Here is a 21188-nt window from a genome sequence, read left to right on the forward strand (position 1 = left end):
TTCTCGCGGAGCATGAGCGAGAGGGAGTATGCGGTGCAGGGAACTTCCAGGTCTGCTCAGCAAATGCTGCCACTGAAGGCGCGTACTGGTAGCGGTCACCAGCGCGGCGGCGTTGTCAGTGACCACCAAGCCTGTGACTGCTGTTGGCGTACACCGCTGTTGAGAGGTGGCTTGGCAAGCCGCACGACTGTGCAGCGTCTACAGAGAACACGACACACGCGGATTGCTCGGGTTGACGTACACGGGTGAGGCGACCAACACAGCAACATAGTCCTAGTTAGCTGAAGGCTGCTAAGATCCTCGGGTTGAGTGATACCGATGGCCTTGCTTGCGACTCGGCGTCACGAGATGAACAGTATTGATCAACCTCGGCGGAGAGCGAAGGTCTGCGTGTGCTGTGCCGGTTGTGTGAGTCAGACCGCCTGCTGAGCGTGCTCGATCTGGGCGCAACTCCGCCGTGTGAGAAATTCCTTGCCGTCGACGAGCTGGACCTGTCGGAGCCGACGTATCCACTGCACCTCCGAGTGTGCGAGAACTGCCTGCTTCTGCAGATCCCTGCGCTGATAACGCCCGAGGACACGTTCACCGAGTACGCATACTTCTCGTCATTCTCCGATTCGTGGGTCGAGCACGCCAGGCGGTTCGTCGGTGCCACCGTCGACCGGTTGGGCCTGGGCCCCGAATCGTTTGTGGTGGAGGCTGCCAGCAACGACGGGTACCTGCTGCGGCACGTGGTCGACGCGGGCGTGCCATGCCTGGGCATCGAGCCGTCGGTGAATGTCGGACAGGCGGCGCGTGAGCGCGGCGTGCCCACGCTGACGGCGTTCCTCGAGGAATCAATAGCAACGGCGGTTAGGGACCGGCACGGGCCCGCGGACCTCGTGGTGGCCAACAACGTCTATGCCCACATCCCCGACCTGCTGGGCTTCACCCGTTCCTTGCGCACGCTGCTTGCCGACGACGGGTGGCTGTCCATCGAGGTGCACCATGCGGGCAACCTGGTCGAATTCGCGCAGTTTGACACCATCTACCACGAGCATTTCCAGTACTACACGGTCGCGTCGGCGGCCCGTGCGCTCGCGACCGCCGGGTTGACCGTCGTCGACGTCGAATCCCTTCCGACACACGGCGGCTCGATCCGGTTGTGGGCGCGGCCCGACGCGGTGGCCGGCGCACCCTCGGCCCGGATGGCCGAACTGCTCGCCGCCGAGGAACGCGCCGACCTGCACGACGTCAGCGGTTATGTGTCGCTGCAAAGGCGTACCGAGGATCTCCGCCACAGCCTGCTGCGGCTGTTGCTGGACTATCGGGCCGCGGGCAAGCGGGTGGTCGGCTACGGCGCCCCGGGTAAGGGCAACACGCTGCTGAACTACTGCGGAATCCGCTCGGACCTCCTCGAATACACCGTCGACCGCAACCCGTACAAGCACGGCCGGTTCACCCCTGGCACGCGGATCCCGATCCATCCCGTGGACCGCCTCGAGAAGGACCGCCCGGACGTCATTGTCGTGCTGCCGTGGAATCTCGAGACCGAGATCACCGCACAACTGTCATACACCGCTGAGTGGGGAGCGCAGCTCGTATACCCGCTGCCCAGTCTGCACGTCGTCGACATGGCGAAGGGAAGGTCTTCATGAAGGTCGTCTTGTTCTGCGGGGGCTACGGCATGCGGATGCGCAACAAAGCCGACGACACCATTCCCAAGCCCATGCAGATGATCGGGAACCGGCCCCTGATCTGGCACGTCATGCGGTACTACGCGCACTTCGGGCACAAGGACTTCATCCTGTGCCTCGGCTACGGCGCGACGCACATCAAGAACTACTTCCTGACCTATCAGGAGTCGGTGTCCAACGACTTCGTGATCCGCGACGGCCAGGTCGAGCTGCTGCATTCCGACATCAGCGACTGGTCCATCACGTTCGTCGACACCGGCGCGGAATCGCCGATCGGCGAGCGGCTGCGGCGCGTCGGCAAGTTCCTGGAAGACGACGAGTACTTCCTGGCCAACTACGCCGACGTGCTCACCGATGCGCCGATGAACCACATCATCGACGAGGTGAAGGCCTCGGGCGCCGCGGCGTCGATGCTCGTGGTGCCGCCGCAGTCGTCGTTCCACTGCGTGGATCTCACGGATTCGGGTGCGGTCAACGGGATCACGCCCGTATCGCAGCTGCCGATCTGGGAGAACGGCGGGTTCTTCGTGCTCTCGCGCGATGTGCTCGAGCTGCTGACCGAGGACTGCGACCTGGTCGAGGACGTCTGCGGCAAGCTCGCGGCCGACGGCAGGCTCTACGGCTACAAACACCTGGGCTTCTGGAAGCCCGCCGACACGTTCAAGGAACGCGCCGACCTGGATGCCGCCTACCAGCGTGGCGACGCGCCGTGGATGCTCTGGGAGAAACGCGCGTCGTGATCGGGCTGAACACCGCGTCCGTCACCGAAATCGCGGCGGTCGCAGCACATTGCGACGACATCGCGATCGGCATGGGCGGCACGCTGCTCACCCTGGCGCGTACGCATCCGGGGCTACGCGTGCACGCGCTGGTGCTGTCCGGCGGCGGCACCCCGCGTGAGGCCGAGGAGCGCTCCGCGTTACCGACCTTCTGTCCCGGGGCCGAGATCGCGCTCACGGTGCTGGATTTCCCCGACGGCCGCGCGCCCGCGCATTGGGACCGGGTCAAGGCCGAGCTCAATGCCTTTCGGCAGACCTGCGATCCGGATGTGGTGTTCGGGCCGCAGCGCCACGATGCGCATCAGGACCACCGCACGCTGGCCGAACTGCTGCCCACCGAGTTCCGGGATCACCTGACCCTGGGTTACGAGATCCTCAAGTGGGAGACCGACACCCCGCGGCCGACGCTGTTCCACCCGGTGGATCGCGAGATCGCCGAGGAGAAGGTGCGCCTGCTGCACGAGCACTATCCGTCGCAGGCCGGGCGGGACTGGTTCGACGACGCGGCCTTCCTCGGGCTGTCCCGGCTGCGCGGCGTGCAATGTCGCAGCAGCCACGCCGAGGCGTTCGTCGTGGAGAAGGCGATCATCGGATTCGCGGAAAGGGCTGGCGTATGAGGGTTCTGGTCACCGGACATCAGGGGTACCTCGGCACGGTGATGGTGCCGGTGCTGCAGGCAGCCGGGCATCAGGTCGTCGGCCTGGACACCGGCTACTTCGCCGATTGTGTGCTCGGGCCCGAGCCGGACGCAGTCGAACAGCTCACGGTCGACCTGCGTGACGTCACGGTCGATCAGCTGGCCGGGTTCGACGCAGTGGTGCACCTGGCCGCGTTGTCGAACGATCCGCTCGGGGCGCTCGAACCCGACATCACGTTCGACATCAACCACCGTGCGTCGGTGCGGCTGGCGCGGCTGGCCAAGGACGCCGGTGTGGGCCGATTCCTGTATGCCTCAACCTGTTCGGTATACGGCGCGGCCGGCGACGGCTTGGTCGACGAAGATGCACCGCTGCGGCCCCTGACGCCGTACGCCATCAGCAAGGTGCGTGTCGAGGACGATGTCGCGGCGATGGCCGATGCCGGGTTCGTACCGGTGTTCCTGCGCAACGCAACGGCATTCGGGTTCTCGCCCCGCCCGCGTGCCGACATCGTGCTGAACAATCTGGTCGGCCACGCGGTGCTCACGGGTGTGGTCCGGGTGCTCTCCGACGGCACGCCATGGCGGCCGCTCGTTCATGCGGCCGACATCGCCGCGGCGTTCGCGAACTGCCTCACCGCACCGGCCGACGTGGTCAGTTGCCGCGCGTACAACGTGGGCTCGGAGACCAACAACGTGACGGTCGCCCAGATCGCCGACGAGGTGGTCCATGCCGTACCCCGATCCACCGTGCAGATCACCGGCGAGACCGGAGCCGACCCGAGGTCGTACCGCGTCGACTTCAGCAGGGCGCGAACCGAACTGGGTTTCGAGGCGCGCCACACGGTCGCCGACGGCGCGATCGAGCTGTATTCCGCCTACACGGCCTACGGATTGACCGAAGCGTCGTTCCAGGACCGGTTCACGCGGCTGGCGCGGCTGCGGCAATTGCTCGACGGCGGCTCGGTGGACGGTGAGCTGCGGAGTGTCAGCGCAGTTGCCTGACCAGATCCGCCCAGCTGCCCGCGGCGGCGTCGCGCTGCGATATCGCGGTCACCGGCAGGGGCCACGCCACCGCCAGGTCGGGATCGTCGTGGGCCACCGCGATGTCCTCGGCGGGGTCGTGGCCACGATCGATGCGGTAACACACGTCGGCGGTCGCGGTCAGCGCCTGGAAACCGTGCAGCAGGCCGGGTGGGACGTACAGATGGCGAAAGTCGTTGTCGTCCAGCAGGAACGACTCATGCTCACCGAACGTGGGGGAGTCCGGCCGGGCATCCACCAGGACGTCGTGCACGGCGCCGTTGGCGCACCGCACCAGTTTGGCCTCACCGCGGCCGCGGCGCCCGTGCAGTCCCCGGATCACGCCGCGCGCCGACCGGGACTGCGAATCCTGCACGAACGTCGCTGCGGCGCCGGGAACTCCCAGCCACTCGTCGAAGATCGCCGCGTCGAAGGTTCGCGTGAACAGGCCCCGCGCGTCACGGTGCGGTTGCGGAACCAGTACGGCCACACCGGGAATCCGGGTCTGCTCGATGCGCACAAGGACATGCTGCCATGAGTACCTGCCGGGCATGCGGCGGACACCGGCTCCGGCGTGTGCTCGAGCTGGGGCGAGTTCCTGCCGCGGACCACTTCCCGCCGGCGGATGAGCCTGTATCGGATCGTGAGGCGTTGTATCCGCTCGCGATGGACCTGTGCGACGCATGCCGGCTGGCCCAGCTGGCCGAAGACGATACGGTGACCGCCGAACCGCGTGGGGTCGAACCGCAGGCGCTGAAAGATCAGGCCGCCGACGCCGTGGCACGTGTGGCCGGGGCCGGATGGCTCACGGGAACGACCGTGCGCGAGTTCGGCAGCCCGCACGGCGGCAGCTGGCTGGGATTGTTGACCGCCCGCGGCTTCACCCCGCTCCCGCGGGCCGGCGAACCGGCCGATGTGGTGCTGGACTGCTTCGGCATCATGCACGAACCCGATCAGCGGGCCGCGTTTGCCGAACGCGCGGCGGCCACGGCCCGCGACGGCGTGCTGCTGTTGCAGTATCACGCGCTCGCGACCATCGTCGCCCAGGGTCAGTGGAACGCCCTGCGGCACGGGCATTTCGCCTACTATTCGCGCCATGCTCTCGAAGGGCTGCTGACCCGGGCCGGGATGACGATCGTCGCCGACTGGGCATTCGGCTTGTACGGCGGCACCGAGTTGGTGGCCGCAGTGCACACGGCGGCCCAGCGGCCGGAGCGTGAAAGATACTGCACTGGACGGCAACTCGATGACGAGCTGCTGCACGGGGCGCTGCAGCGGGCGGCCGACACCCAGGTGGCGAGCCTGCGGACGTGGCTGCGGGACCGGCGACGCGAAGGCCTACGCGTGTACGGCTATGGCGCGGCGTCGAGGGCTGTTGCGCTCTTCGCGATGGCGGGCCTGGACCGCGAACTACTCGGCGGGGTCGCCGACGCGTCACCCGCCAAGCAGGGGCGGCGGATGCCGGGCACCGACATCCCGATCGTCTCACCCGACGCACTGATCGCCGCCCGGCCCGACATGGTTCTGCTCACGGTGCCGGACCTGTTGTCCGAGGTGGCAGCTCGGTATCCCGAGCTGCACGGGCGCTGGATCGACCTTGATCGCCTACCCGAGAGCAACGAGTGTCAGAGTTAGGGGTGCGGTTGCGCCGGGTGCTCGGCGCGGCGCCCACGTTGACGGGTGTGACGGACCACGGTGTCGCAGTGACGATGCGGACGCCGCGCTTCTCCGACGCCGACACCTGGCGCGAGGTACGCCTGGCCGATCAGGCGTTGATCGAACCGTTCTGGGATCACTCGACGCTCAGCTGGGCAGAACGCCACACCCGTCGCGCCTGGATCCGCGAGTGCATGTCAGCCCGCAGGCGCATGCGTGCCGGCGGTGGGCTGCACACCGTGATCGACGTCGACGGTCGGCTGGCGGGGCAGTGCGATGTGTGGCTCGACGGGTTCCACGGCAGAAGCGAACTCGGCCTGTGGGTCGGATCGCGCCATGCGCGCGCCGGCGTGGGTACGACCGCGATCCGGCTCGCGATCGGCCACCTCTTCGGCGAACTCGGAATCGAGCGGATCGCGGCACCGATCGCTGTCGGCAACTCGGCGACCGTCAAACTGGCACAACGCCTTGGGTTCACGCGCGAGGGCGTCATGCGCAACTACATGCGGGTTGGCGACGGGCGTCGCGACCACGAACTGTGGAGCCTGGTGCGGGACGACTGGGTCAGCGCACGCTGAACTGCAGGATCGGGTACCACCCGTCGGCATCACGTCCGGTCTGTGCCAGGTTCATGGGCGGAAAGTCCACTGTGACAGTCGCGTTCGGCTTATGCTCGCGCCAGTTCACCCGGGCCCGCACCACATACGTGCCACTGGGCAGGCCGTCGGCGACCGTGACCGCGTCCATGGCCGATTTCGCGGCGGGGACGTCGGCGACATCGTCGAAATGCTGATCGGCGACCAGACTGTGCAGATCGACGCCGGCCGGTAGCGTCCGCACCACCTGGCCGGACGCCGATACGATGGTGTACTCGGGATCCCAGCGTTCATACACGGGCGCGGCACCGAAGTTCGTCCACCGGAAGGTGAGCGTGAAACTCGTCGAAGCCTGCGCGATAGGCTCGGTCGGTTCCGTTGCCACGACGGCATACCGGTATCCGGCGAACTTGTTGGCCGAGGCCCACACCTGGTACTGATCGGCGGGCATCGGGGTTTCGTACAGCTGACCCGGGAACCCGGTGCTCGCGGTCATCGACACATGGTCGTTGACCACGTCGCGCAGGCCCGTCAGGTAGTAATCTGCGGTGTCTGTAGTAGGTGGGTTCGGAATCCACTCGGTCACGATCGGTGCGATGCGAAACCTGTTGGCCACCACCGCAACCATGGGATCCCCGGTCTGGACGTAGCGAGAGTCGTCGTCCTCGGCCCAGGTCGGGATCGGGCGGTAGGCACCGAGCCCGTCGGCGCGGATCCCGACAGGTTTGGCGCGGCCCCGCAACCGCGCACTGTCCCGGAACAGTTGCCGGGTGATCTCCGGATTACCCGTCGCCGCGATCAGCTGGGTGTTGGGGAACGCGGCCAGATTGGCGTCGACCAGGAACGTGATCGAGTCCTTCGTGATGTACTGATCCCGGTACTGGCTGAAATAGCCCAGTTCGCGCTCGCTGTCGTCAGGGGCCGGCCCGGGGATCTTGAGGGTGTCGCGCATGAACGCCACGTGGTTCTCGCTGAAATCGCCGTAGCCCGACACCTCCACGATGGCGAGCCGCTCGTCGCGGTCGTAGCGCCTGCCCAGCGCGGCAAGCAGATCGGCGAACGACGACAGGTACGCCTTGTTGTTCCAGTCCGGAATGACGTAGCTGACACCGCGATTCGGATACGTGCGGGTTGCGCCGGGGATGGCTCGAAGCCAGTCGGGCACCGCGATGTCGGTGTCGTTCGGGTAGTCGGATTCACAGCACGAGTTGAACGCCGTGACGCGAAAACCCACGCGGTGACCGTTCTTCTCGGCCTCCGCCAGGGCTGCATCTAGCACGCCGAAGTCGTACTTCTGGTCGTCGGGCGCATCCTTGGGCAGGGTGCGGGGATCGCGGGGCTGCAACGTGCGCCAATCGATCCGCAGGCTCGTGTCGGTGGTGCCTGGCCATGGCTCGTACCTTCCCTGGGCCGGATTGCCTTGCGGAAAGAGCGGAGTCGCGAGGTTCTCGTACTGCCCGCGCAGCGGGTTGACGAGATCCGGTGCGGAGAATCCGATGATCTCAGGGTGCGGCATGGGTGTTGCCGCGTGTCCGGGCGATCCGCAGCCTGCGAGCACCAGTGCCGCCGCGGCGAGCGCACGGCCGGGGCGCGACCTCATGGCTGCCGCCCCAGCCGCCAGACGACCGTCGACAACGCGACGAGTATCCATGTCACGGTCCAGATCTGGATGAAGCCGCTGACGTCGAGGATCGTGCTGATCACCGCGAGCGCAGCGAGTGATCCGCTGATGCCGCCCGCGAGTTCGGCGGTCACTGGGTCACGCGCCGCGGAAGCCCGCAGGGCCAGCACCAACGCCACAGCGATCAACGCGACGAAGCTCACCAGCCCGAGCGCGCCGGTCTCCATGAGCCGCGAAAGGTACTGGTTGTCGAGCACGGGTTGGCGGAACGCCGGATACATGCCGGCCCCTTGCCCCAGCCAGAACTGGTCGCGGAAGTGCGCGGCGACGTACGAGGCGCCGACACCTCGCGAAGCGATCGACGAGTCGGTGGCCGCGTTGGCGAACGACTGCAGGATCGCCGTCACCACCTGCACCTGCAGCAACAATCCCAACCCCACCGCGGCAGCCGCGGCGATCAGCGTCACGGCGAACCGCCTGATCGACCACCGCCACACCATGACCAGGACCGCTGCCACCAGACCGACGACCGCCGAACGCGACACGGTCACCATCGCGCCGCAGATCAGCAGGCCGGTGCAGGCGATCCACGGCCAGGTCCGTTCGCCTTTCGCGCGGGCACTGGCCACGATCGCGACACCGAGCGGGATGATCACGGTCAGCACTCCGGCGAGCTCGAGGGGATGCCCAGCGCTGCCCTGCGGGCGGTCGATGCCTTCGCGGGCGAGGTTGGTGACGAGGACGAAATCGCTCTGTTTGAGCCCGGGCAGGATGAACAGCGGTGCCAGGTCGATTCCGGCTATAAACCGCACGACCGCGAATGCGGACGACAGCGCACCACCGACCAGCAGGCCCTTCAGCATCAGCGCGACGTGGCCCGTCGTGGTGATCATCGCGATGATCGCGACGACCATGGCGGCCAGTGCCAGATCCGAGAAGATGTAGCGATCACCGAATTCGAACCCGCGCGTGACGGTGCCGCGGTCCATCGCAGCGCCGTAGGACAGCAACGATGCGGTGAGGTAGCCCATGACCGCGATCACGAGCCACCGGTTGGCGACCCCACACCGGGCCACCCCGCCGCCGACGAGCGCCCACCCGGCGGCGCCGACATAAAGCAGGAACTGGCCGAGACTCAGGCCGAAAGTCAATGGGACGGTGAACGTCTGGCGCATCCCGAGCAGGAAGAAGGCGCCGGCCGCGAGCAGCACCGGCCCGCTGTGTCCGCTGCGGCCGGCTACGTCGACCACAGGGGCCTCAGGCGTTCGCATCACTCCGCGATGCTCCGTCCGGTTCGGTGGCGGATTCTTCGGTCCGAGAGAGGCTTCCGGGCCTACGGATGACCTCGCGCGCCGCGTCCAGGATCAGCAGCAGCGCCAGGCCACCGAGCACCGCACCCAACGCGTACGCCGCGCCGGCCCGGACGCCGCTGGTCGGCAGCTTCACGGCCTGGCTCGGCTCGACCGACGGGATCAGGAGCGCGTTGTTGACGACGGGCACCGCGGAGTCGAGCTGGATCTTGTTGAGGCATGCGCGCGCATATTCGACGAGTGCGGCAGCCGCGGCCCTGGCCGAATCGGCGTCCGGCCCGTCGGCCACGATCACGAGCTGGGAAGTCAGCTGCGCGTACACCGCGGCGTCACCGAATGTTGTGTTGACGGTGAAGTTGCCGGTTCCGCCCGCGTCGGCGGCGGCCTTGTGCCCGCCGTCTGTTTGCAAGGCCGTTGCCACGATTGCTGTGAGCTGTGCGGTGTTGTTGTTGAGATTGATCAGCGGGTTGAGGCCCGCGTCCGGAGAACCGCTGCCGGGTGGGATCACGACGGCAACCGCAGTCGACTGATACACCGATGACGCAGAGGACAGCCCGACGTAACCGGCAATGGCACCGAGAATAGCTAGAAACGCGAGTGCCAGCGGTCGCCGGACGACTGATCGAAGGAACTGGGCGACGTTCAAGGCGGAGACCCTCACTGGATTCGGTGTGCGCCATCGGCACCCGTATTTCCGTGATATTAACGGCTTGACGGAATTGCGGCAAAGTCCGTTCTCAGGTTTCGGGCGGCGGGCGCGGCGACGGTCCGGCCGGCTCGAGGCCGCAGCGACGCTCGGTGCATGATGTTTGCGAATAATTGACGCAGCGAGCGAACCAATTGTCGCCTGACTGTCGGTCAGCTGTGATGGTCACCGATCGCGAGGCCTCCCGGACGGGGTGGTCACACGATGCGCCAGAGCCGGCGGCATTGGTTTAGGATCTGGCTCTGCGTTACCGCCGATAGTTTGCCATGATGTTCGCATCACCGGCTAGCTGAACGCTGCGAGAAAGGCCGTCTACGTTGCTGACGCTCCCTGGTCGTTCGCCTGCGCACATGCGGATCGGTGACACGCTCGTGGCCCGGCACACCACGGCCGACGTGGTGACAACCGTTGCGCAACGACTCTGCGCGCCAGGGCCGCAGCTGGCCGTGGGTTCGGTGAACCTCGACCATCTGCATCACTTCCGGCCGGGCCGAAATCGAATCCTCGACCAACCCGAGTGGCTGTGGCTGGCCGACGGTGCGCCGGTGGCATGGCGCGGTGCCCGGCTCGGCGGTGCGCCGTGGCCCCGGGTCACCGGTGCGGACCTGCTCGTACCGCTGCTCGACCTCGGCGCGGCCCACGGCGTCCAGGTCGGTTTCCTCGGTGGGATGCCTGCGACACACGAACGGTTGGCCGAGGTGCTCGCCAGCCGCCATCCGCGCGCCGCGCCACCACGATTCTGGGCACCGGCCCGCGACGAGATCGAATCCGCCGATGCCTGCGCCGCGCTGGCCGCCGAGATCAAAGCCGCCCGGGTGCGGCTGCTGGTCGTCGGGCTCGGTAAGCCGCGCCAAGAACTGTGGATTCAGCGATACGCGAAAGACACCGGTGCCTCGGTCCTGCTGGCGTTCGGCGCCGCGGGGGACTTCCTGGCCGGAGTCGTCGACCGGGCGCCGGTCGCCTACCAGCGTTACGGCCTGGAGTGGCTGTACCGCCTGAAGCAGGAGCCGCGCCGGCTCGCCCGGCGTTATCTGGTGCAGGGCCCCGCGGCGTTCGCGCGGCTGCGGCATGCGTCGCTGGCGCCGGTCACGCCTTCTTCAGCAGGGCAGCCAGGTCGGCAGCCATGACTCCTGACGTGAACCGGTCGCGGACCCGAACCGCCGCGGCCGCACCCATTTCCGCGCACCGCTGCGGATCGGCGAGTAACGCTTCGAGCGCGGCGGCGAACGCGTCGACATCGTCGGGCGGCACGAGCAGGCCGGTGACACCGTGCTCGACATAGTCGCCGACACCCGGATTGTCGGTCATCACCACGGGCCGGCCGCTGGCCATGGCCTCCAGCGCAACGGTCAGACCCGAACCGCTGAGCGTCGGCTTCAACGCGATCGCCACGACGGCAGCCCTGCGGTACAGCTCCCGCATCTTGCCGTCCAACCGCCCGCGGTAGAGCGTGCCCAGCTCCTCGGGCAGGTCGACCGGCAGACCCGTCGCGAGTTCGAGCCGGACGCCGTCGCTGCCGGCGTGCGGAGAACGCTTGGCGCGGAGCGCGGCAACCGCCGCGACAAGCAATGCGTGGTCGCGGTAGCGGTCCTCGCCTGCGCTTGCGATCACCGGCGGCGTGCCCGGCTCGGGCCATGGTTGTACTGCGTAGAAATCGGTGTCGATCCCGACCGGGACGAAGTGCAACCGGGACCGCGGCACACGCCATTCACGATGCAGTGTGGGCAGCACGCCTTCGCACTGCGCGAAAACCGCGGCCGCCCGCGGCAGGGCACGAGCGGCCAGCGCCCCGTGGATCCCGGGCGCCGCGGCGCGGCCGGTGAGCCACCCGACGCCGAGAACGATCGGACCTTGCCCGGGGCCGCGCAACAACGTGGCGGGTACTCCCGTGCGCTCGTCGTACGCCAGCACCGCGTCGGCCTCGCGCCTCGCGCGCGCTTCGACCAAACCTTCGACCAACTCGAGGCCCGAGGTCCGGTACCGCACCGACGCTGCGACGCGCTCGCCGACCCGGCCGAGTGTGGTTTCGCCGAAGATCACGTGGATGCCGTGGTCGGTCAGCTGGTGGAGCCCGTACGGTGACGCGTCGGGCACTTCGCCGCGGCTGTGCCGCTCTGCCCATGCGGTCGCGGAAAGACCATGAGGCAAAGGAATGTATGCGCGCATCGATCCCCGGTCCGAGCTTTGCTGACGGATCCGAGGATAACAGCGCGGCCGAACCCCGTCCGGCACAACCGGAACGTGCCTCGAACCGTGCGATGGCGCAGGCCTTCAGTCAGCAGTTGGTGTTTCGCGCGCTGGGCATGGTGGCCTCGGTCCTGACCGTCGCCGTGACCACACGGCATCTCGGTCCGACCGCCTACGGGCATCTGACCACGGCGGTCGTGTTCGTCGGGCTGTGGACCAGCCTCACCGAACTCGGCGTCGGCGCGGTCCTGGTACGCCGCGTCATGTCGGGCAACGGCGATCTCGACCGCCTGGTCCGGGTGAACGCGGGGATGTCGCTGGTCTACTGCCTGCCGCTGTTCGGCATCGCTGCGACCTCGGGCGCGCTGGTGTATCGCGGGCAGGACGAAGTGGTGCAGATGGTCCTGATCGTGTCGTGCAGCCTGATCCTGACCACCATCACGAGTTGCTTCGAACCGATCTTCTTGGCCAAGGTCCGCTTCACCGCGGTGGCCTGGTCGGATCTGGTCAGCAGGGTTGCCTCGCTCGGCATGACGATGGTTCTGCTGGCCTACCACGCGAACACGGTGTGGTTTGCAGTGGTGCAGCTGGTCCCGCCCCTCGTGGTGCTGGCGATCCAGGGTGTCGCGGCGGCCAGGATCGCCGACTGGCGGCCGGTGTTCTCGTGGTCGGAGAGTTGGCATCTGCTGCGCGAGAGCCTGCCGCAGACCGGGGTGCTGATCATCGCGGTGCTGTACTGGCGCGCCGACGGCGTGATCCTGAGCCTGCGCAGCACTCCGGACCAGGTGGGTGTGTACGGGTTGGCCTACACCCTGGCATTCACGCTTTCGGTGCTGTCGACGTTCTTCCAGACCTCGACACTGTCGGCCGCGACGCATTCGTTCGCACGGGACCGTGGTGAGTTCGCCCGATTCGTGACGCGTTCGGTGGAGTCGATGGTGTTTCTCGGCGCACCGATCGCGGTGGTCGGGGCAGTGCTGGCGGCGCCATTGGTCGAGTTGATCGGCTCGTCGGAGTTCGTGGCCCACGGTGCACCGACGCTGGCCCTGCTGCTCGTCGCCGTCGCTTTGACGTTCGTCAACGCCGCGATCAGCCAGGCCCTGTTCGCCGCGCACGATCAGGTGTTCCTGTTCCGGTTGAACCTGCTCAACCTGATCGGCAACATCGTGCTCAACGTCGTCCTCGCACCGCACTACGGCGCCGTGGGTGCAGCCGCCGCGCTGATCGTCGCCGAGGTGGTCGGCTTGTCGGTGGTGACCTGGCGGCTGGGGCGGATCGCGCCCTACCGCGTGCCGTGGCTGTTCGTGCTGCGCCTGTTGATTCCGCTGGGAGTGGCTGCGGCGCTGGCATTTTCGTTGAGGCAGTGGCCCGTACCGATCACGCTGGCGCTGGCCGCCGTGGCGTACCTCGGCGTCAACTTGATCGTCGGACCGGTGACGCCCCGGATGGTCCGGTCGCTCCTCGCGGATCGCGATGCCGCGGAGCGCGACGCCCATGGAGGAAGCCATGAATCGTGAACTCGACCGCGCATACCTGCCCGAGCGGTTCCGGACGCCGCGCGGGCCTTCGGGGCCGGCGACGCCGCGGCAGACGGCGGTGTTGATCGTCGCCTACCGCAACCCTGCGCTGCTCGCCGACTGTCTGACCGCGGCGGGTAAGCACCTGCCGGACCTGCCGATTCTGGTGTGGGACAACTCGGGTCCGGGGTTTCCCGGGATGGATGCCGTGGTCGAGGCGTATCCCGCGGTCCGCTGGTTCCTCGGGTCGGCGAACATGGGCTTCGCCGCGGCGGTCAATGCGCTGGCGGAGCACGTCCCCGAGCACAACCTGTTGTTGCTCAACCCCGATGCGATCCTGCAGGGTTCGCTGACCGCCACGCTCGCCGCGCTGAATCGCCCGGGCGTCGCGGCCGCGGCACCGCTGGTCGTCGACGACACCGCCGACCCGGCACGGCACCGCGACTGGGACGTCGCTCACCGTGAACAGGGCACGATCCGTGCCCTGGTGTCGCGTGCGGGTTATGCCGATCGCCTTCGGGGGAGCCGATTCTCAGAGCTCTACGACCGCCGCCCCACCACCGTCACGGGCTATCTCACCGGCGCGTGCCTGGCCGTGAGCAGGGATGCGTGGCAGGCCGTCGGATGCTTCGACGAAGAGTTCTTCCTCTACGGGGAGGAGGCGGACTGGCAGCGGCGGGCCCGGTCCGCCGGGTGGACGCTGGAGTTGGTCGACGAGCCCGGCATCGCCCACACCGGGCACGGCACGGTCGCCGGCGACCCGGTGGCCGGACAGCGCTCACGAGACCTTTTGCGCGCCAACATCGCCCTGAACCTCGAGCTGGACAAGGGCCCGGTGCGCGCCAACCTCTACCTGGCCGGCACCTCCGTGCTCGATCGCGTGCAGCGCTCGGCTCGCAGGTACCGTGCGGCGCTGCGCAGACCCGCCGAGGCCCGACCATCGGTGATCATCACCACCAACCGGCTGGTGTTCGGGGGTGCCGAACGGCAACATGTCCTGCTGGCAACAGAATTGGACCGCCGTGGCTACGAGGTCGTGATCACGTGTGTCCAGCGGTTCGGCCCGCTGGTGGCCGAGATCCCCGCGTCGGTACGGGTCGTACGCCAACCATGGTGGGCTCCTGTGGTCGACACCGGCCCCGGGCGCTCGGTGGTGATCAGCGGCGACACCAACACCGAGACGGGCTTCGCCACGCTGTGGCGCGCAGCGGTCCGCGATCGCCGCTGGCTTGTCGCGGCACACATCCCACCGAACCCGCACGGCCCCACCTACTCCCGGCCGCTGGCGCGCGCGATGCGCCGGGCGGACGGATTCATCGCACTGTCCCCGCGGCACTGGGCGGAGGCCACCGCGCACCAGGATCTGGGCACCACGAGCTTCTTCGCCCCCAACGGGGTGGCGACCGAGGCGGACGTGGCGGCCGCCCCCGCGCGGCCGCCCGTCGCCGACGTGCCCCACCTGGTGATGCTCACGCGGATCGCCAAACACAAGAATCCGCACCTGTTGGTCGAGGCGCTCGACGGCTTGCGCGAATTGCCGTGGCGGCTGTCGATATACGGTGACGGGCCCGATCGCGACGAGCTGCAGGCGATGACCCCGCCGGACCTCGCGGATCGGATCGCGTGGCGCGGCTGGTCTCCGGGGCCCGGTCCGGCGCTGGCCGATTGCGATCTGCTGTGTGTGCCCAGCCGGTCGGAAGCCTTCCCGCTGGTGATCCTGGAGGCCATGGCCCGGCGTATCCCGGTGGCGGCCTCGGCCGTGTGCGCGGTTCCCGACATGCTCGATGCGGGCGACGCCGGCTTCCTGGTCGACGACATCTCGGTTGGCGGGTGGCGCACTGCGCTGGACTCAGCGCTGCGCCGCACCGATTCTTGGCATTCGCTGGGCGAGAAGGGCTTCCGCCGGATGGCGCAGCTCTACACGATCGAGGCCATGGCCGACTCATATGAAGCTGCGATCGCGGCGGCATTCGGATGACCGGCCTTCGGGTGTTGTGGCTGTCGCCCTGGATGCGGCCACTGGCGCGCGTGTACGCGGAGGCCTTGCGGGACGCCGGCGCCGAGGTACTGCTGGTGACCTCGGATCAGCATCCGGCCTCGGATGCCGCCAGGCCGTACGAACTGGTTCTCCGCCCGCGGCCCAAGCAGCTGCGCTCCTGGCCCGAAGCGGCGCGGGCAGTGCAGCGGTGCAGCGACTTCGCCCCCGATGTGGTGGTGTCCGAACTGGTTCGCGATCCACGATGGCTGGCGTTCGCGCGTGGCGTGCCGCGCGTCGAGCTGATCCACGACGACCGCCCGCACGACGCGGGTGAGATCCGGCCGCGTTGGGAACGCGCGCTGTTCGACCGGCCCGCGCGCAGATCCCGCTGGGTCGCATTCAGTCGTTACGTGGCCGACGAGGTGTGCGCGGCCGATGTGGTTCCGCTGACCAGCGACCTCGCCGACAGCGAGGTTCCCGAATTCGTGCCGGCGGCGGGCCGGCGCGACTTCGTCTTGGTCGGGCGGCTCAACGGCTACAAGAACATCGATCTGTGCCTGCAGGCCTGGCAGAAGCACACCGCGGGCCGCAGCTGGGCCGGAGACGACCTCGTGCTGCTCGGCGACGGCGAATGGACCGGAGTGCTGCCCGAACACGTGGTGTGGCAACGTGAACCGTTCCGTTACGCCGACGTGCTGCCGCGGTTGGCGCGCGCGAAGGGCTCGATCGTGCATTATCGGCGCGCCTCGCAGAGCGGTGTGCAGGTGCTGGCCATGCAGCTCGGGGTGGCATCTGTGGTGTCGACCGAGGGCGCCCTGCCCGAGTTCCAGCCGCCCGGGGAATCACCGATCGATGTGGACGACGTCGACGGGCTGGCCCGCGCGTTCGATGCCCTGGCCGATCCGGACCGGGCCGCCGCCCGAGGCTCGGCCGCGCAAGAGCATTACCGGAGAACGTATTCCGCGTCGGTGTCGGCTCAGGCGCTACTCGGCGTGCTCAGCCGGGCCGCCGTGCGGCAAGGCTGAGCCACAACTGCGCGAGTTCCGCGCGCCAGCCCGCGATGCCGAATATCTGTGCGCGCTCGCGGGCTGCCGCACCGAGCCTGCGCCGTAGCTCGTCATCTTCGGTGAGGCGCCGCAGCGCGGACGCGAGGTCAGCGGGCTGGCCCGGTGGGACCAGAAGCCCCTCGACGCCGTCGGTGACCGCGTCGGGAATGCCACCCACCGGTGTGGTCAGCGGCACCACGCCGTGGGCCATCGCCTCGAGGATGGCCATCGGCAGGCCTTCCTCATAGCTCGGCAGGACGAAAATATCGGCACGGCCCAGGAGTTCGTCCCGCGTGACCGGGTCGATCCAGCCGACCACGTCGATCACGTCGCCCAGGTCGTTGGCGGCGACCTTCGCCCGCACCTTCTCGACTTCACCGTCACCGGCCAGGATCAGGCGCAACCGGGTACGTATATCGCTGGGTAACAACGTGATCGCCTCGATCAGGTCGTAAGTGCCTTTGCGTTCCCCCAAACGTCCCAGCGACAACACGGTCAGATGCTGCGGCGCAGCCGCCCGCGGGGGTGTCGCGGCCGGGATGACCACCGGGTTGTACAAAACCTGCACCTTGTCGTGCGGCAGGACCAGGCTGCGGCGGTACTCCCCGGCAAGTTGCGCACCGAGAACGAGCCACTGGTCGGCATGCAATGCGGCGCGGGCCAATCGACGGACCGCAGGTGGTAACCGGTCGAACCAGCCGGAGAAGTTGAAACTGTGCCCGTGCACGACCGCAGGTACGCCGCGGAGCCGGGCCGCCAGCAGCGGCACCGACTTGCGTACCACGCTGCCGCCGTGGGCCAGGTGCACGTGGACGACGTCGGCGCGACCGGACAGGATCAGGGCCGCGGACACGACCATGCCGCGCACGCCGGTCCACTGGCGGGCCGCGGCGCCTGCGTCGACGTACGTTGAGACCGACGAGATGGCGAACCGCGGATCGGGGTCGTCGACCAGCAGACGGATCACCGATGCCATGCCGCCCCGACTGTCCGGCCCTGCCGGGGCAGGACCGATGGTGAGCACGCGGATCGGTTTACTCGACGTCACGGTGCGATTATGGCAAAGAACTTGGCTCAGCTACCTGTCTGGCTGATCGATGTGAGCGAATCGACCCGGTTTTTTGTATGGATTGTGTGCTGAAAACGAAGGTTACCGTGATTCCTGTCACACATATGGATTCAAGTACTGCAACTGACTGCTTGATGATGCAAACTTAGCCGGTCTTTAACTGAACATTATGAGGAGTCGGCGTGAGCATGAGGCTCAGTGATTCGATCACCACCCTCACGGCAAATAATCAACCGTGTGAGGTGGACGGTCGGGCGCTGCTTGCGCCGGCCCCGGGCCGGCGGGTCAACGCGCTGCGGGCATGGCAACGTGGTTATGCGCGCTGGCTGGTGTGTTCGGACACGGTGGTCGCGGTTGCGGTCGTCTTGCTCGCGCAGGGTTTGCGGTTCGGGTCGGTGACCGGTGAGAGCCTGGCCCTCTACTCCAACGTCGACTACGCATTCGTTTCCGCGGCCGTGCTCGCGGGCTGGCTCGCGGCGTTGGCCGTGCAGCACAGCCGCGCACCGCAGGTGCTGGGGCACGGCCTCGAGGAGTACCGGCGGGTGTGGACCGCGACGCTCGCGGTATTCGCGATCGTGGCGTTGGTCTCCTCGGTCTTCCGGCTTGAGATCGCCCGGGGTTACCTGGCGCTCGCGTTGCCCCTCGGACTGGTGGCCTTGACGGTCAACCGCATGCTGGCCCGCCGCTATGTCGCGACTCAGCGGCGCAAGGGCAGGTTCGCCAATTCGGTACTCGCGGTCGGGCATCTCAGTTCGGCCCGGGCGCTGGTCAAGTCGCTGGCCCGGCAACCGGAGGACGGCTACCGGGTCGTCGGGGTGTGCGTGCCCGGCGGCAACGGTGTGCAGATCCCAGCGGTCGAGGGCATCCCCACATATCAACACGAGGGCGACATCATCGGCGCGGTGCTCAGTTCGGGTGCCGACACCGTGGCGCTCACGTCGGGGCACCTGGATCCCGACGAGATCCGCGATCTGTCCTGGCAATTGGAGAAACTCGACGTCGACCTGCTGGTATCGCCGGGCATCGTCGACGTGGCCGGCCCGCGGCTGATGGTGCGCCCGGTCGGTGGCCTGCCGCTGATCCATCTGGACAAGCCGCAGTACGAAGGTGCGAAACGTTTCCAGAAGCGCGCATTCGACGTGTGCTTCGCGGCGCTGGCATTGCTCGCCGTCGCACCGGTGATGCTGGTTGCCGCGCTGGCCATCAAGCTCACCAGCCGCGGCCCGGTGTTCTATCGGTCCGAACGCATCGGGCTGGACGGGCAACCGTTCGAGATGATCAAGTTCCGCAGCATGGTGGTCGACGCTGACCGGCGGGTGGCCGAGTTGGCGGCCCAATCCGATGGCAACGGTGTGCTTTTCAAGATGCGGCGAGATCCACGCGTCACCCCGGTCGGCCGGTGGATGCGCCGCTACAGCATCGACGAGCTGCCGCAGTTCATCAATGTGCTGCGTCGCGAGATGAGTATCGTCGGGCCGCGCCCCCCGCTGCCGACCGAGGTCGACCGCTACGATCACCAGGTCCGGCGGCGCATGCTGGTGCCGCCAGGTATCACCGGCCTCTGGCAGGTCAGCGGCCGCTCGGACCTGTCGTGGGAGGACTCGGTTCGCCTGGATCTCTCGTACGTCGAAAACTGGTCCATGGTGGGCGATCTCGTGATCGTCGCGAGCACCGTCAAGGCTGTCGTACTGGGTTCGGGTGCATACTGAACACGCCATGACCACGGATCGTTCGTTTGCGCAGTCCAACCGCGTGCAAGCGCGGTTGCACGACGTCGTCCCCGGCGGCGCGCACACCTACGCACGTGGTTCGGATCAGTACCCGGAGAACATGTCTCCCGTCCTGGTTCGCGGCGCGGGATGTCACGTGTGGGATGCCGACGGGAACGAATACGTCGAGTACGGGATGGGTTTGCGCGCGGTGACTTTGGGGCACGGGTATCCACCTGTGACCGAGGCCGTGCGGGCCGCGATCACCGACGGTGTCAGCTTCAGCAGGCCCACCGTGCACGAACTTGCGGCCGCTGAGGACTTCCTGCGCCTGGTGCCCGGCGCGGACATGGTCAAATTTGCGAAGAACGGGTCGGACGTGACCACCGCCGCGGTGCGGCTGGCCCGCGCCGTCACGGGCCGCGTCAAGGTCGCCATCTGCGACCAGCCGTTCTTCTCGACCGACGACTGGTTCATCGGGACCACCGCGATGTCGGCCGGGATCCCCGACCACGCGGTCCGCGACACCGTGCGGTTCGCGTACAACGACGTGACGTCGCTCGCGGACGTGTTGGCGGGCAACGATGTTGCGTGCGTCGTCATGGAGGCCGCGACCGCGACCGCCGAGCCGCACCCCGGGTACCTCGAGGAGGTGCGTCGGCTGTGTGACCGGACCGGAACCCTGCTGGTGTTCGACGAGATGATCACGGGCTTCCGGTGGTCGGCGGGCGGGGCCCAGGCGGTATACGGCGTCACGCCAGATCTGTCGTGCTGGGGCAAGGCGATGGGCAACGGCTTTCCGTTGTCGGCACTGGCCGGTCGGCGAGAGTTCATGGAACTGGGCGGGTTACGGACCGACCGGGACCGCGTGTTCCTGCTGTCCACCACGCACGGCCCGGAGACGTCGTCGTTGGCGGCGTTTCGGGCCGTGGTGCGGGCCTACACCGAGGCGGCCCCGGGAGACGATCCCGTGGCGCGGATGGAACGCGCCGGGCGGCTGCTGGCCGACGGTGTCACGAGATCGGCTGCCGAACACGGCCTTTCGCAGTACGTGCAGGTCGTGGGGCGGCCGTCGTGCCTGGTGTTCGTCACGCGGGACGCCGATCAGGTGCCTTCTCAGGCGTTCCGGACGTTGTTCCTGCAGGAGCTGCTGCACCGCGGTGTGCTCGGGCAGTCGTTCGTCACCTCCGCGGCGCATACCGAGGCCGACGTGGCGTACACGATCGACGCGGTCGACGGGGCGCTGGACATGTACTGCAAGGCGATCGACCAGCGGTCGGTGGCCGGACTGTTGGCGGGCCGGCCGGTGGCGCCCGCCGTCAGGAGGTCGGCAGCACCGCGGAACCTTCCCGCGTTCGAGAGTGGTCCGCGGCAGGGATGAAAGCATCACGGACCGGTCGAGTGTCGAGATCGTTGACGCCGCGCACCAGTAACAACATCGAGATGAACGCCAGGACCGGCCACAGCTGCCACACCCAGTGCGCGTCGAGGCGTGACTGCTGGAACCAATACAGCGTGATGATGACGGCCCAGGTTCCGCTCGACACGTAGAACCGGGCATCGTCATGCGTCGGCCAGTTGGGGTGCCTGCGCAACCTCAACCGCCATATGGCCAGCGCCGCCACCGTGGTTATGACGGCGATCGTGGAGTCCATCGCGTCCAATGTAAGCCACGGAC

At 67.8% G+C, this 21188-nt stretch carries 19 protein-coding genes; 12 read left to right on the top strand and 7 right to left on the bottom strand.

Annotated elements, in window-relative coordinates:
- The first annotated feature begins 392 nt into the window (after window positions 1-392).
- Genes G6N67_RS18890 through G6N67_RS18905 form a run of 4 tightly spaced genes read left to right on the top strand, consistent with a single transcriptional unit; the run spans window position 393 to window position 4097 of the window.
- Window positions 393-1637, top strand: a complete 1245-nt coding sequence (locus G6N67_RS18890) for a class I SAM-dependent methyltransferase (protein WP_036429593.1) — start codon at window positions 393-395, stop codon at window positions 1635-1637.
- A complete protein-coding gene (locus G6N67_RS18895) occupies window positions 1634-2416 on the top strand; it encodes a glycosyltransferase family protein (RefSeq protein ID WP_036429591.1) in 783 nt (260 codons plus the stop codon). Before G6N67_RS18890 ends, G6N67_RS18895 begins: the two co-directional genes overlap by 4 nt.
- Window positions 2413-3072: a PIG-L deacetylase family protein gene (locus G6N67_RS18900; protein WP_036429589.1), complete on the top strand. Its 660-nt coding sequence runs from the start codon at window positions 2413-2415 to the stop codon at window positions 3070-3072. The genes G6N67_RS18895 and G6N67_RS18900 overlap by 4 nt, the downstream gene beginning before the upstream one ends.
- Window positions 3069-4097 (top strand): NAD-dependent epimerase/dehydratase family protein, encoded by a 1029-nt coding sequence (locus G6N67_RS18905; protein ID WP_036429587.1) that lies wholly within the window; start codon window positions 3069-3071, stop codon window positions 4095-4097. The genes G6N67_RS18900 and G6N67_RS18905 overlap by 4 nt, the downstream gene beginning before the upstream one ends.
- Here G6N67_RS18905 and G6N67_RS18910 read toward each other — a convergent pair.
- Window positions 4081-4635, bottom strand: a complete 555-nt coding sequence (locus tag G6N67_RS18910; RefSeq protein ID WP_036429586.1) for a dTDP-4-dehydrorhamnose 3,5-epimerase family protein — start codon at window positions 4633-4635, stop codon at window positions 4081-4083. The genes G6N67_RS18905 and G6N67_RS18910 overlap by 17 nt on opposite strands.
- 14 nt (window positions 4636-4649) lie before the next feature.
- On the opposite strand from G6N67_RS18910, the gene G6N67_RS18915 reads away from it, so the two are divergent.
- Complete coding sequence (locus G6N67_RS18915) at window positions 4650-5750, top strand: class I SAM-dependent methyltransferase (protein ID WP_036429585.1); 1101 nt, start codon at window positions 4650-4652, stop codon at window positions 5748-5750.
- The gene (locus tag G6N67_RS18920) at window positions 5738-6349 is read left to right on the top strand and encodes a GNAT family N-acetyltransferase (protein WP_230021159.1); all 612 of its coding nucleotides are present in this window, start codon (window positions 5738-5740) and stop codon (window positions 6347-6349) included. The genes G6N67_RS18915 and G6N67_RS18920 overlap by 13 nt, the downstream gene beginning before the upstream one ends.
- On the opposite strand, the gene G6N67_RS18925 is transcribed toward G6N67_RS18920, so the two are convergent.
- From G6N67_RS18925 to G6N67_RS18935, 3 genes are read right to left on the bottom strand one after another with little or no spacing between them, the layout of a single operon-like run.
- On the bottom strand, window positions 6336-7967 hold the full coding sequence (locus G6N67_RS18925) for a hypothetical protein (protein WP_165572148.1): 1632 nt from the start codon (window positions 7965-7967) through the stop codon (window positions 6336-6338). The two genes, G6N67_RS18920 and G6N67_RS18925, sit on opposite strands and share 14 nt — an antisense overlap.
- Window positions 7964-9259: an O-antigen ligase family protein gene (locus tag G6N67_RS18930; RefSeq protein WP_081812429.1), complete on the bottom strand. Its 1296-nt coding sequence runs from the start codon at window positions 9257-9259 to the stop codon at window positions 7964-7966. The genes G6N67_RS18925 and G6N67_RS18930 overlap by 4 nt, the downstream gene beginning before the upstream one ends.
- Entirely contained in the window at window positions 9246-9959 is a 714-nt protein-coding gene (locus tag G6N67_RS18935; protein WP_131524579.1) for a hypothetical protein, read from the bottom strand. Before G6N67_RS18935 ends, G6N67_RS18930 begins: the two co-directional genes overlap by 14 nt.
- Window positions 9960-10354: 395 nt before the next feature.
- On the opposite strand from G6N67_RS18935, the gene G6N67_RS18940 reads away from it, so the two are divergent.
- Complete coding sequence (locus tag G6N67_RS18940) at window positions 10355-11131, top strand: WecB/TagA/CpsF family glycosyltransferase (protein WP_051578506.1); 777 nt, start codon at window positions 10355-10357, stop codon at window positions 11129-11131.
- Here G6N67_RS18940 and G6N67_RS18945 read toward each other — a convergent pair.
- Entirely contained in the window at window positions 11091-12098 is a 1008-nt protein-coding gene (locus tag G6N67_RS18945; RefSeq protein WP_230021161.1) for a glycosyltransferase family 4 protein, read from the bottom strand. The genes G6N67_RS18940 and G6N67_RS18945 overlap by 41 nt on opposite strands.
- Before the next feature lie 62 nt (window positions 12099-12160).
- On the opposite strand from G6N67_RS18945, the gene G6N67_RS18950 reads away from it, so the two are divergent.
- The 3 genes from G6N67_RS18950 to G6N67_RS18960 are packed head-to-tail and all read left to right on the top strand — an operon-like array spanning window position 12161 to window position 16711.
- Window positions 12161-13708 carry an oligosaccharide flippase family protein gene (locus G6N67_RS18950; RefSeq protein WP_370466380.1) on the top strand — a complete coding sequence of 516 codons (1548 nt, stop codon included), beginning with the start codon at window positions 12161-12163 and terminating at the stop codon, window positions 13706-13708.
- Entirely contained in the window at window positions 13698-15686 is a 1989-nt protein-coding gene (locus G6N67_RS18955; protein ID WP_036434623.1) for a glycosyltransferase, read from the top strand. The genes G6N67_RS18950 and G6N67_RS18955 overlap by 11 nt, the downstream gene beginning before the upstream one ends.
- On the top strand, window positions 15683-16711 hold the full coding sequence (locus G6N67_RS18960; protein WP_036429581.1) for a glycosyltransferase family 4 protein: 1029 nt from the start codon (window positions 15683-15685) through the stop codon (window positions 16709-16711). The genes G6N67_RS18955 and G6N67_RS18960 overlap by 4 nt, the downstream gene beginning before the upstream one ends.
- Here G6N67_RS18960 and G6N67_RS18965 read toward each other — a convergent pair.
- On the bottom strand, window positions 16683-17780 hold the full coding sequence (locus tag G6N67_RS18965; RefSeq protein ID WP_036429579.1) for a glycosyltransferase: 1098 nt from the start codon (window positions 17778-17780) through the stop codon (window positions 16683-16685). The two genes, G6N67_RS18960 and G6N67_RS18965, sit on opposite strands and share 29 nt — an antisense overlap.
- A 209-nt stretch (window positions 17781-17989) precedes the next feature.
- Here G6N67_RS18965 and G6N67_RS18970 point away from each other — a divergent pair, with 209 nt between their 5' ends.
- Together G6N67_RS18970 and G6N67_RS18975 are read left to right on the top strand one after the other, a co-directional pair.
- Entirely contained in the window at window positions 17990-19510 is a 1521-nt protein-coding gene (locus G6N67_RS18970) for a sugar transferase (protein WP_036429577.1), read from the top strand.
- Between the two features lie 7 nt (window positions 19511-19517).
- A complete protein-coding gene (locus G6N67_RS18975; protein ID WP_036429575.1) occupies window positions 19518-20891 on the top strand; it encodes a glutamate-1-semialdehyde 2,1-aminomutase in 1374 nt (457 codons plus the stop codon).
- On the opposite strand, the gene G6N67_RS18980 is transcribed toward G6N67_RS18975, so the two are convergent.
- The gene (locus tag G6N67_RS18980; RefSeq protein ID WP_036429573.1) at window positions 20830-21165 is read right to left on the bottom strand and encodes a hypothetical protein; all 336 of its coding nucleotides are present in this window, start codon (window positions 21163-21165) and stop codon (window positions 20830-20832) included. The two genes, G6N67_RS18975 and G6N67_RS18980, sit on opposite strands and share 62 nt — an antisense overlap.
- Window positions 21166-21188: the final 23 nt, after the last annotated feature.

Source organism: Mycolicibacterium mageritense, assembly GCF_010727475.1.
GTDB lineage: Bacteria > Actinomycetota > Actinomycetes > Mycobacteriales > Mycobacteriaceae > Mycobacterium > Mycobacterium mageritense.